Here is an 11,013-nt window from a genome sequence, read left to right as displayed (position 1 = left end):
AGACCATCATCGTGCCCAACGGCAACCTGTCGAACGGCATCATCACCAACACCAATCGTCAGCCAACCCGTAAAGTCGTTTTTGATGTCGGCGTTGATTACGAAGCGGATCTGCAGAAGGCCCGTCAGGTACTGCTGGATCTGGCCAAGGATCCCCGCGTCATGCAGGACCCGGAGCCACAGGCAGTGATTTCGACATTGGGCGACAGTTCGATCACTGTTTCCCTGCGCGTATGGGTTAAAACTGCGGATTATTGGGATGTGATGTTCATGTTCAATGAACAGGCGCGGGATCGTTTGAAGGCTGCCGGGATTGATATTCCATTTCCGCAGCGGGTTATACGCGTAGTGCAGGAATCGGCGACGCAATGATAGGTTGCTAACTAAGTGCCTGAATTGTTGGCAAGGCATTAGTTGAATGAAGCACCAATAAAAAGGGCCCATCCGAAGATGGGCCCTTTTTTGTTATCGCAAACTAACTGTTGGCGATTACAAGATCGACAGTGGGTAGTCGACGATCAGGCGGAACTCTTTGACATCGCCTTCACTCTGGTCTGCGTTGGCAGTATGCCAAGCCTGACGAACACGGAACGAAAGATCCTTGGCCGGACCATTCTGAACTACGTATTTGACTTCCAGGTTAGTCTCGTGGTGCTTGCCATCATCACCGTAGAGCGGATTTCCTAGGCTGTCGCGGTATTGACTGTTAGCTGCCAAGCCAGAGCCGTCAATGTCCCAGCCTTTAACGTAGCGAGTCATGAAGCTCAGACCCGGAACGCCATATTCAGCCATCTTCAGGTCATAACGAATCTGCGCGGATTTCTCGTTTGGACCGTTGAAGTCAGAGTACTGAATCGAGTTGGCAAGGAAAATCGAATCGCCACCACGGTTGTTCTTGCCCACACCGATGTAGTCGAATGGTGTGTCGCCGTTGACCTTCTGGAAGGCAATAGTGATGGTGTGTGCCTTCAGGAACGAGAGCGCAGTTGCCAGGGAGAATGTGGTGTTACTGATGTCGCCTACCTTCTTGTCACCGGTATCGGTGGTGCGGTAGATGTTGAAGTCAGTGTTCAACGACGTGTCACCACCGAATGGTGTGGTGAGGTTCACGTTCGCGTAGTACTGGTTCCAGATGTCTTCCAGCTTGGCACCGTACAGCGATGCGCTCAGGTTGTCGGTGATGCCGTACTTGCCGCCGAAATAGTCGATGGAGTCGGAATCGATGCCTGAGTAGTTGGAGTACAGCTCGCCATCACGGGAGTTCTTGTCCTGGCTGGTCGACGAGTAGAAGTGGCCGGCTTCGAGGTCAAGGTTCTGGATTTCGCTGCTCTGCAGCTGGAAACCGCTGGCAGACTGAGGAATGATGCGCGAGCCGCCCACAGCGAACACTGGTGCGGTGCTAGGCTGCATGTCGCCGAATTTCAGCTCGGTTTTGGAAACGCGGAATTTGACCGCTGCACCGGCTTTGCCCTGGCTGTCATTGACGTCACGGGAGCCGTTGAGCGGGTCAACGGTGTCGCTACGGCTCATGTTGCCCGAACCGGAGGTACCGTCACCGCCGTCAAGTTTGATGGCCAGATAACCGAATGCATCGATACCGACACCAACAGTACCTTGGGTGTAGCCAGAGCTGAAGTTGCCCAGCAGACCTTGAGTCCAGTCTTTTACGTCAGCGTTGCGGTTCTTGTTGTCGCGGTTGAAGTAATAGTTGCGTACCAGCAGGTCGAGCTTGGCGTCTTCAACGAAACCTTTGGCTTCAGCCTGGTCACTTACAAACGGGGCGGCCGTAGCCATTTGAGTACTGGCTGCTGCAGCAACTGCCAGTGCGATCATGCTCCACTTCATCACGCGCATCGTGATTTGCTCCTTTGGTTTTAGAAGAGTACTGCCGTCCCACCTGTTTTATTATCTGGGCGGCTCTTTCTTTTTGTGTCGGCGCAAACTTATATCACGCCGACAATGTTGGCGATACTTGCGAAACCAACCTTTCAGCTTCTTTACGGCGTTGTCGCAAAAGGAGCGCTGGATGTCGCAAATTCACAGTACCGATGCAGCCGGACTGACAACTTTATCGCTGTTTCCGGGCCTTTTTGCATCGCTAAAAAAGAGTCCCTGGCAAAACACTTGAATCTCCATCGGGCAACCCTGCCACTGTTTTTATTGGCTTCAGGCGACCACTTCCCGTGGTGCGCTTATAGTCCATAACGTTACGAATGCAACAAGCGTGCACAAACCGCAAAATCGCTGCGGTTATTTTTCTGCAATGCGCCCGCATATGTGAAAACCTTGTGAAAACGGGGCCTCGGGCCGGTTTTGTTGCAGGCTTGACGACATTCTCCCAATGGTGTTGCAACGCACCAAAGGTGCGCAAGACAACCAAAAACGTTACCGGTTCACCCCGCAGTGAGTATTTGGCGGATGCCCGACCCAGTGAGCGTAGACGTGTTGTGCAGTTTTGGTGCAAAAAAATCACCACTGGACGCAAGTAAATCTGGCGCCGCGCGATTCGAGGGTCGACAGATCAAGGATTTTCATGCGGCTCTTCACGTCAAGGCTCATGTCCGGGGCTGTATTGGTGCGTCGGCGAGATAAATGTCTCATGTCGGCGCGCTTGCTGAATTACCGCCGAGGGGACGCGTGAAGCCCGCTGCATTCGCAGGTATGCTGCCGTTCTGTCGCTTGGCGCGCTGCTTCTAGGGGCGGCCGCTAAGCTGAGTTATAGGATCAGCGGGAGTACTCACAGTGTTTGCTTTGGATTCACGACTTCAACAGGACACCCTGGTCATCGGCGACTTTCCGTTGTGCCGGCTGTTGCTGTCCAACGACAGCAATTACCCGTGGTTCATCCTGGTGCCTCGTCGCGAGGATATAAGCGAGTTGTTTCAGTTGGATGTCGCCGACCAGCAGCAGCTCTGGCGGGAAACCACCACACTGGCCGAATTGCTCAAGGATTCGTTCGATGCCGACAAGCTGAACGTGGCAACCCTGGGCAATGTTGTCAGTCAGTTGCACATGCATGTGATCGTACGTAAACGTGACGATGCTGCGTGGCCAGCGCCGGTCTGGGGCAAACACCCGGCCAGGCCGTACAGCGCAGAACAGGTGGCAGCCATTCGCGAACGCTTGCGTCTGGTGCTGACCGAAGAATTCACTTTTGTGGAGGGCTGAGTCATGAGCCTTGAAGAGCGCGTAACCGATCTGGAAAGCCGTCTGGCCTTTCAGGATGACACTATTCAGGCATTGAACGATGTGCTGGTGGCCCAGCAGAGAGTCATCGAGCGCCTGCAATTGCAGATGGAGGCGCTGATCAAGCGTCACGAAGAAATGGTCGGGCAGTTCGGTGCCTTTGAAGAAGACGCGCCGCCACCGCATTATTGAACCATTCGCCAGGCATAAAAAAACCGCGGACAGCCAGGCTGTTCGCGGTTTTTTTGCTTTGGATCAGCGACGCGGCAGAGCGGCGATCACGTCCTCGGCTTGCAGGCCTTTGTCGCGGTTCATCACCGAGAACTCGACGCGCTGGCCTTCGACCAGAACACGGTGGCCTTCGCCACGAATGGCGCGAAAGTGCACGAAAATATCATCACCGGAGTCCCGGGAGATAAAGCCGAAACCCTTGGAAGTGTTGAACCACTTCACGGTGCCGGTATCGCGATTGCTCATGTCATAGGTAGTCGGCGCAGCGGCTGGTGACGATTTGTAGAAGCTGACGGCCAGGTGCAGCACCACGGCAACCAGGGCGATCACCAGGCTGAACAACACCGCCGGCTGGCCAGCGATGACCGGCATCGGCGCGATCAGGGTCAAGGTTTGCAGGACGACAGTCAGCACGAGCAGGGCGCTGACCAGATTTTGCAGATGCTGGCGCGGGCCTTTGTTCCAGTAGGGGATCACTGGAGCGATGACCAGGTTCAGCAGGCCGAAAAAGGCCAGGTAAAGTGCATCGGGTTGTTGCAGATAAGGAACGGCTTCGGCTTTCAGGCTGGGTATGAACGACAGCAGCAAGGCTGCTGCGCCCATTAGCAGGTGGACGATTTTCAACATTTTGATTGGCTCACGTTATGACGGCTCACAAGGAAGAGCTGAAGGCGCACGGTTCGCTTCAGGACGAAATAAGAGGCGGTGGACACGTACACGGATCAGCCTATGCGCAACACCCCCGGAAAATGGGGCATGGCGACACACTGCCTATTTAACAGCAAAGCCTGCGGCTACTCAAATCAGCCCGGCCAGCGGCAGAGAAACGGTCGATTTGTCGCAGCCTGATCACGGATTGATAGCTGCGAGCCGGCGCTTGCCTTGCTAAAGTGGGGCTGAACCTGCTGGATGAATCCAATCACTGTTAGGGGGTAAGCATGGCAATTGATATCGGTATCAGCGAAGAAGACCGCAAATCCATCGTCGAAGGGTTGTCGCGACTGCTGTCCGACACCTATGTGCTGTATCTGAAAACCCATAACTTTCACTGGAACGTCACCGGCCCGATGTTCCGCACGCTGCACCTGATGTTCGAAGAGCAATACAACGAGCTGGCGCTGGCCGTCGATTCGATCGCCGAGCGGATTCGTGCGCTGGGCTTCCCGGCACCGGGGGCCTACGCCACCTACGCGCGTCTTTCTTCTATCAAGGAAGAAGTCGGTGTGCCGAGCGCCGAAGACATGATCAAGCAATTGGTCGAAGGCCAGGAGGCAGTGACCCGGACCGCCCGCGGCATCTTCCCGTTGCTGGACAAGGTCAGCGACGAGCCGACCGCTGACCTGCTGACCCAGCGCATGCAAGTGCACGAGAAAACTGCGTGGATGCTGCGCGCGCTGCTCGAGGAATGATCCGGCCGCTGCGGACGGCTCGAGGTCGTCCGCGTGCTGTCCAGACTCTTACCGTTGGCGTTGGCTTATCCTACGAGGCTGGTCAACAAATCGTATGGCGCTGACTTTGTCACTGGGTTTTTATGAAGGCGCAAGGATGTTGCCTTATAAATCAGCAGTCATGGCAAAGGAGTGTCAACGCTATGGTAGAAGAAGACAGGCGAAGCGACAGGATGTCGGCTTCGCGGCACGTAATAAAAGTCGACCCGTTTGTCAGCGAGTTCGACATGAATCTGATCCGGCCGTTGTCGCGATCGATTCGCCTCAACGGATTTGCGACCTGTCTGCGCCTGGAGCAGGTCTACTGGAATATCCTCGGCGGCATGGCCGAGGATAACCACTGTTCGATCAGCACACTGTTATCCCATGTCGACCGCGAGGTGCATCTGCGTCACGGCGGGGTGAAGAATTTCAGTGCGTTGGTGCGGGTGGTTTGCGTCATGAACGGGATCAAAGACCTCGCACCCACCGTTTCGCGCTGAAACGGCGGTTGCAACGAGGTTGCGGGCTGTGCAGTGTTACGGCTGCACAGCCCGCATTTAATCGATATAATCCCGCGCTTTCGCCGCAAAGCCCTGCGCGCGGCAGCAATCTGATCGCCGAGACACCCCCATGCCAATGTACGATTACCAATGTGCTTCCTGTGGTCATCAGTTGGAAGCCATTCAGAAGATCAGCGACGCACCGTTGGTCGACTGCCCTGCCTGCCAGGCGCCCGAACTGAAGAAGCAGCTGTCCATGCCGGGTTTTCGCCTCAGCGGCAACGGTTGGTACGAGACCGATTTCAAGACCGGAGCCAAGAAGAATCTGGCCGGTGGCGACAAAGCTGACTAGGGTTCCAACCCTGAACGAACGACACGCGTGAGTTGCCGCCTTGCTTGAAAGCGACGGTTACTCCACCGAATTTCGAATTACGAGAAGCGAACCACACCATGATGCGCAGCCACTATTGCGGCCAACTGAACGAAAGCCTGGAAGGCCAGGAAATTACCCTTTGCGGATGGGTGCACCGTCGCCGCGACCACGGCGGGGTGATTTTCCTCGATATCCGTGATCGTGATGGTCTGGCCCAGGTGGTGTTCGACCCGGATCGCGCCGAGAGCTTCGCCGCCGCCGATCGCGTGCGCAGCGAATACGTCGTGAAGATCACCGGCAAGGTACGTCTGCGTCCGGCCGGTGCGACCAACGCCAACATGGCTTCGGGCATGATCGAAGTGCTCGGTTACGAACTGGAAGTGCTGAACGAGTCGGAAACCCCGCCGTTCCCGCTCAACGAGTTCTCCGACGTCGGCGAAGAAACCCGCCTGCGCTATCGCTTCCTCGACCTGCGTCGTCCGGAAATGGCCGAGAAGCTGCGTCTGCGTTCGCGCATGACCACCAGCATCCGTCGCTTCCTCGACGAAAATGGCTTCCTTGACGTCGAAACGCCGATCCTGACCCGGGCCACCCCGGAAGGCGCGCGTGACTATCTGGTGCCGAGTCGTACCCACGCCGGTTCGTTCTTCGCCCTGCCGCAATCACCGCAGCTGTTCAAGCAACTGCTGATGGTGGCCGGCTTCGACCGTTACTACCAGATCGCCAAGTGCTTCCGCGACGAAGACCTGCGTGCCGACCGTCAGCCGGAATTCACCCAGATCGACATCGAGACCAGCTTCCTCGATGAAAAAGAGATCATGGGCTTGACCGAGCAGATGATCCGCAATCTGTTCAAGGAAGTGCTGAATCTGGAATTCGGCGAATTCCCGCACATGACCTTCGAAGAAGCCATGCGCCGCTACGGTTCGGACAAGCCGGACCTGCGTATTCCGCTGGAACTGGTCGACGTTGCCGACCAGCTCAAGGAAGTCGATTTCAAGGTGTTCAGCGGCCCGGCCAACGATCCGAAGTGCCGCATTGCTGCACTGCGTGTTCCAGGCGGGGCGAGCATGCCGCGCAAGCAGATCGACGATTACACCAAGTTCGTCGGCATCTACGGTGCCAAGGGCCTGGCGTACATCAAGGTCAACGAGCGCGCTGCCGGTGTTGAAGGTCTGCAATCGCCGATCGTGAAGAACATCCCGGAAGACAAACTCAACGTGATCCTCGATCGCGTTGGCGCAGTCGATGGCGACATCGTGTTCTTCGGTGCCGACAAGGCCAAGATCGTCAGCGAAGCCCTGGGCGCGCTGCGGATCAAGCTCGGTCACGACCTGAAGCTGCTGACCTGCGAGTGGGCACCAATGTGGGTCGTCGACTTCCCGATGTTCGAAGAGAACGACGACGGCAGCTTCTCGGCGCTGCACCACCCGTTCACCGCACCGAAGTGCACCCCGCAGGAACTCGAAGCCAACCCGGCCGGCGCACTGTCCCGTGCGTACGACATGGTGTTGAACGGCACCGAGCTGGGCGGCGGTTCGATCCGTATCCACCGCAAGGAAATGCAGCAAGCGGTATTCCGCCTGCTGGGCATCAACGAAGCGGAACAGGAAGAGAAGTTCGGCTTCCTGCTCGACGCGCTGAAGTACGGTGCACCGCCGCACGGTGGTCTGGCCTTCGGTCTGGACCGTCTGGTGATGCTGATGACCGGCGCCCAGTCGATCCGTGAAGTGATCGCCTTCCCGAAAACCCAGAGTGCTGCCGACGTGATGACGCAGGCTCCGGGCGTAGTGGATGCCAAGGCACTGCGCGAGCTGCACATTCGCCTGCGCGAAACGCCAAAGGCTGAGTAAGACGGGCCTGAAGGCGCATCTTCGGATGCGCCTTTTTTCTTTCTCAGGTCGAATTTTTCAATTGCCGGCCGCTGCCTTGGCAGGGCGGGCAAGGTTTCAAAGAGCATTCGGAGCAAGTTATGGCAGGTCATTCCAAGTGGGCAAACATCAAGCACCGCAAAGAACGTCAGGATGCCAAGAGGGGCAAGATCTTCACCAAGTGGATCCGTGAACTGACCGTTGCGGCCCGTCAGGGTGGCGGTGATCCGGGTTCCAATCCACGTTTGCGCCTGGCCCTGGACAAGGCGTTGAGCGCCAACATGAGCCGCGACATCATCGACCGCGCCGTCGCGCGCGGTGCCGGCGCCACTGAAGCGGACAACGTTGAAGAACTGACCTATGAAGGCTACGGCCCGGGCGGCGTGGCGGTGATGGTCGAGTGCATGACCGACAACCGCAACCGTACCGCCGCAGCCGTGCGCCACGCGTTCAGCAAGTGCGGCGGCAACCTCGGCACCGACGGTTCGGTGGCGTATCTGTTCGAGCGCAAGGGCCAGATCAGCTTCGCCCCGGGCGTCGATGAAGACGCACTGACCGAAGCGGCGCTTGAAGCCGACGCTGATGACGTGGTCACCCACGAAGATGGTTCGATCGACGTGTTCACCTCGTTCACCAGCTTCTATGCGGTGCGTAACGCGCTGGAAGCGGCCGGGTTCAAGGGTGACGACGCGGAAATCGTCATGCAGCCGACCACCAGTGCCGAGCTGGATCTGGAAGGTGCGGAGAAGGTGCTCAAGCTGATCGATATGCTTGAGGATCTGGATGACGTGCAGAACGTCTACTCCAACGCGGATATCCCGGAAGACGTCGCCGCTCAGCTTGGCTGATAAGCGACTAGTCTTCCCTGTGGGAGCGAGCCTGCTCGCGAAAGCGGTGTGTCATTCAGCACCTGTATGTGCTGACATACCGCCTTCGCGAGCAGGCTCGCTCCCACATTTGCTATTGGCTGTCAGGTAAATCGTTTTTATGAATCTGCAGGCGTTATGACTCTAATTCTTGGTATCGACCCCGGTTCGCGCATTACCGGTTACGGGATCGTTCGCGATACCGGGCGGGGCGGCTGCATTTATGTGGCTTCGGGCTGCATTCGCACCGGCTCCGGCGAGCTTCATGAGCGCCTGCAAATCGTCTATCGCGGCGTGCGCGAAATCATCAAGACCTACGGCCCGGTGACCATGGGCATCGAAAAGGTGTTCATGGCGAAAAACGCCGACTCGGCGCTGAAGCTCGGTCAGGCGCGCGGCGCTGCGATTGTCGCCGGCGCTGAAGAGTGTCTGGAAATCGCCGAGTACACCGCCACACAGGTCAAACAGGCCGTGGTCGGCACGGGCGCGGCCAATAAAGAGCAGGTGCAGATGATGGTCATGCACATGCTCAAATTGACCAGCAAGCCGCAAATCGACGCCTCTGACGCCCTGGCGATTGCCATTTGCCATGCGCACACACGCTCAAGCCTGCTGCCGCATGGTCTGGGTACCGCACGCAGTCGTGGCGGGCGCCTGCGTCTCTGATAGCATCAGCATCAATTTTCCTGAAAGTGGCTTTGCGGTGCCTGTGTTGCCGGCGTGCAAGCCACCTTCAATCGTCGCCAGCCCACGGCTGGCCAGCGCTCAAGGATTCAAAACGTGATTGGACGCTTGCGCGGCACCCTGGCTGAGAAACAGCCGCCGCACCTGATTCTCGATGTGAACGGCCTCGGCTATGAGGTGGAAGTGCCGATGACCACCCTGTATCGGCTGCCGTCGGTCGGTGAACCGCTGACCCTGCACACCCATTTGGTCGTACGCGAAGATGCGCAATTGCTCTATGGTTTTGCCGGCAAGCGTGAGCGAGACTTCTTTCGCGAGCTGATCCGGCTCAACGGGGTCGGACCGAAACTGGCGCTGGCGTTGATGTCGAGCCTGGAAGTCGATGAGCTGGTGCGCTGCGTGCAGTCTCAGGACACTTCGGCGTTGACCAAGGTGCCGGGGGTTGGCAAGAAGACCGCCGAGCGTCTGCTGGTGGAATTGAAGGATCGCTTCAAGGCCTGGGAAACCTCGCCGGCGATGTTCGCGCTGGTGCCCAATCAGCCGGACGGCCCGGCGCCGGTCAACAGCGCCGAGACCGATGCGGTCAGCGCGTTGATCTCCCTGGGCTACAAGCCGCAGGAAGCGAGCAAGGCGATTTCCGCGATCAAAGACAAGAACCTGAGCAGCGAAGACCTGATCCGCCGCGCTCTGAAGGGAATGATTTAAGTGATTGAAGCTGATCGTCTGATCGCCGCCGCGCACAGCCCGCGCGAGCGCGAAGAAGTCCAGGACCGGGCCATCCGCCCGGTCAGCCTGGCCGACTACATTGGCCAGCCGACCGTGCGCGAGCAGATGGAGCTGTTTATCCAGGCTGCGCGTGGCCGCAGTGAATCCCTCGATCACACCCTGATCTTCGGCCCACCGGGGCTGGGCAAGACCACGCTGGCCAACATCATTGCCCAGGAAATGGGTGTGTCGATCAAGAGCACCTCCGGGCCAGTGCTGGAGCGCCCGGGTGATCTGGCCGCGTTGCTGACCAATCTCGAGCCGCACGATGTGTTGTTCATCGACGAAATCCATCGTCTGTCGCCGATCGTTGAAGAAGTGCTGTATCCGGCGATGGAAGATTTCCAGCTCGACATCATGATTGGCGAGGGGCCGGCGGCGCGCTCGATCAAACTCGATCTGCCGCCGTTCACTCTGGTCGGCGCCACCACCCGCGCCGGCATGCTGACCAACCCGTTGCGTGATCGCTTCGGTATCGTCCAGCGCCTGGAGTTCTACAGCACGGCGGATCTGGCAACCATCGTCAGTCGTTCGGCAGCCATTCTCGGTCTGCCGCTGGATCCGGAAGGTTCGTTCGAGATCGCCCGTCGCGCCCGTGGCACGCCGCGAATTGCCAACCGTCTGCTGCGTCGGGTGCGCGACTTCGCCGAAGTCCGCGCCAAGGGCCACATCACCAAAGCGGTGGCGGATCTGGCGCTCAATCTGCTGGATGTCGACGAGCACGGTTTCGATCATCAGGACCGGCGTCTGCTGCTGACCATGATCGAGAAGTTCGACGGCGGCCCGGTCGGTATCGACAGTCTGGCGGCGGCGATCAGTGAAGAGCGCCACACCATTGAAGACGTGCTCGAGCCGTACCTGATCCAGCAGGGCTACATCATGCGCACGCCACGGGGCAGGGTGGTGACGCGGCATGCCTACCTGCACTTTGGTTTGAATGTTCCGTCACGCATGGGCGAGATGCCCGTGGCAGACGAGTTTCTCGACGCCGTCGACGATTGATACACATTTGCTGGTGATTTATTCAGGGTTTGTACTGTCAGACGACGGTACTTTTGCGTTAAAGCGTTGAAACCACGAAAAACAGTTGTCTGGCCGGATTGGCAAC

Annotated in this window: 13 protein-coding genes; 11 read left to right on the top strand and 2 right to left on the bottom strand. The window is 58.0% G+C overall.

Annotated elements, in window-relative coordinates:
- On the top strand, nt 1–371 hold a 371-nt coding region (locus D6877_RS23105; RefSeq protein ID WP_130912240.1), incomplete at its 5' end, for a mechanosensitive ion channel family protein.
- A gap of 117 nt (nt 372–488) precedes the next feature.
- Here the strand turns inward: D6877_RS23105 and D6877_RS23100 are convergent.
- Nucleotides 489–1,853 (bottom strand): OprD family porin, encoded by a 1,365-nt coding sequence (locus tag D6877_RS23100; protein ID WP_130912239.1) that lies wholly within the window; start codon nt 1,851–1,853, stop codon nt 489–491.
- 888 nt (nt 1,854–2,741) lie between these two features.
- On the opposite strand from D6877_RS23100, the gene D6877_RS23095 reads away from it, so the two are divergent.
- Nucleotides 2,742–3,167, top strand: a complete 426-nt coding sequence (locus tag D6877_RS23095; protein WP_130912238.1) for an HIT domain-containing protein — start codon at nt 2,742–2,744, stop codon at nt 3,165–3,167.
- A gap of 3 nt (nt 3,168–3,170) precedes the next feature.
- Nucleotides 3,171–3,377: a SlyX family protein gene (locus tag D6877_RS23090; RefSeq protein WP_016773495.1), complete on the top strand. Its 207-nt coding sequence runs from the start codon at nt 3,171–3,173 to the stop codon at nt 3,375–3,377.
- A 63-nt stretch (nt 3,378–3,440) separates the two neighbouring features.
- Here D6877_RS23090 and D6877_RS30195 read toward each other — a convergent pair whose 3' ends face one another.
- The gene (locus D6877_RS30195) at nt 3,441–4,043 is read right to left on the bottom strand and encodes a cold-shock protein (protein WP_130912237.1); all 603 of its coding nucleotides are present in this window, start codon (nt 4,041–4,043) and stop codon (nt 3,441–3,443) included.
- 311 nt (nt 4,044–4,354) lie between these two features.
- Here D6877_RS30195 and D6877_RS23080 point away from each other — a divergent pair, with 311 nt between their 5' ends.
- The 8 genes from D6877_RS23080 to ruvB all read left to right on the top strand — a co-directional run bounded on the left by D6877_RS23080 (nt 4,355) and on the right by ruvB (nt 10,907).
- Complete coding sequence (locus tag D6877_RS23080; RefSeq protein ID WP_016773497.1) at nt 4,355–4,825, top strand: Dps family protein; 471 nt, start codon at nt 4,355–4,357, stop codon at nt 4,823–4,825.
- A gap of 182 nt (nt 4,826–5,007) precedes the next feature.
- Nucleotides 5,008–5,346, top strand: a complete 339-nt coding sequence (locus tag D6877_RS23075) for a ribbon-helix-helix domain-containing protein (protein ID WP_130912236.1) — start codon at nt 5,008–5,010, stop codon at nt 5,344–5,346.
- Nucleotides 5,347–5,476: 130 nt separating this feature from the next.
- Nucleotides 5,477–5,698: a zinc ribbon domain-containing protein gene (locus D6877_RS23070; RefSeq protein WP_016773499.1), complete on the top strand. Its 222-nt coding sequence runs from the start codon at nt 5,477–5,479 to the stop codon at nt 5,696–5,698.
- A gap of 98 nt (nt 5,699–5,796) precedes the next feature.
- Entirely contained in the window at nt 5,797–7,572 is a 1,776-nt protein-coding gene (aspS, locus tag D6877_RS23065; protein ID WP_041479793.1) for an aspartate--tRNA ligase, read from the top strand.
- 119 nt (nt 7,573–7,691) lie between these two features.
- Complete coding sequence (locus tag D6877_RS23060) at nt 7,692–8,438, top strand: YebC/PmpR family DNA-binding transcriptional regulator (RefSeq protein WP_034153419.1); 747 nt, start codon at nt 7,692–7,694, stop codon at nt 8,436–8,438.
- A 156-nt stretch (nt 8,439–8,594) separates the two neighbouring features.
- Complete coding sequence (ruvC, locus tag D6877_RS23055; RefSeq protein WP_016773501.1) at nt 8,595–9,122, top strand: crossover junction endodeoxyribonuclease RuvC; 528 nt, start codon at nt 8,595–8,597, stop codon at nt 9,120–9,122.
- A gap of 114 nt (nt 9,123–9,236) precedes the next feature.
- The gene (ruvA, locus tag D6877_RS23050; protein WP_024014088.1) at nt 9,237–9,845 is read left to right on the top strand and encodes a Holliday junction branch migration protein RuvA; all 609 of its coding nucleotides are present in this window, start codon (nt 9,237–9,239) and stop codon (nt 9,843–9,845) included.
- Nucleotides 9,846–10,907 (top strand): Holliday junction branch migration DNA helicase RuvB, encoded by a 1,062-nt coding sequence (gene ruvB, locus D6877_RS23045; RefSeq protein WP_024014087.1) that lies wholly within the window; start codon nt 9,846–9,848, stop codon nt 10,905–10,907. It begins immediately after the preceding gene.
- Nucleotides 10,908–11,013: the final 106 nt, after the last annotated feature.

This window comes from Pseudomonas sp. Sample_9 (assembly GCF_004307535.1).
GTDB lineage: Bacteria > Pseudomonadota > Gammaproteobacteria > Pseudomonadales > Pseudomonadaceae > Aquipseudomonas > Aquipseudomonas mercuritolerans.
This window is presented reverse-complemented; position numbering and strand designations above follow the sequence as displayed.

What these genes read in the sequence shown, in the direction of transcription:
- D6877_RS23100 (WP_130912239.1), bottom strand. Translation starts at nt 1,853, where the DNA reads ATGCGCGTGATGAAGTGGAGCATGATCGCACTGGCAGTTGCTGCAGCA.
- D6877_RS23090 (WP_016773495.1), top strand. Translation starts at nt 3,171, where the DNA reads ATGAGCCTTGAAGAGCGCGTAACCGATCTGGAAAGCCGTCTGGCCTTT.
- D6877_RS30195 (WP_130912237.1), bottom strand. Translation starts at nt 4,043, where the DNA reads ATGTTGAAAATCGTCCACCTGCTAATGGGCGCAGCAGCCTTGCTGCTG.
- D6877_RS23080 (WP_016773497.1), top strand. Translation starts at nt 4,355, where the DNA reads ATGGCAATTGATATCGGTATCAGCGAAGAAGACCGCAAATCCATCGTC.
- D6877_RS23075 (WP_130912236.1), top strand. Translation starts at nt 5,008, where the DNA reads ATGGTAGAAGAAGACAGGCGAAGCGACAGGATGTCGGCTTCGCGGCAC.
- D6877_RS23070 (WP_016773499.1), top strand. Translation starts at nt 5,477, where the DNA reads ATGCCAATGTACGATTACCAATGTGCTTCCTGTGGTCATCAGTTGGAA.
- aspS (WP_041479793.1), top strand. Translation starts at nt 5,797, where the DNA reads ATGATGCGCAGCCACTATTGCGGCCAACTGAACGAAAGCCTGGAAGGC.
- D6877_RS23060 (WP_034153419.1), top strand. Translation starts at nt 7,692, where the DNA reads ATGGCAGGTCATTCCAAGTGGGCAAACATCAAGCACCGCAAAGAACGT.
- ruvC (WP_016773501.1), top strand. Translation starts at nt 8,595, where the DNA reads ATGACTCTAATTCTTGGTATCGACCCCGGTTCGCGCATTACCGGTTAC.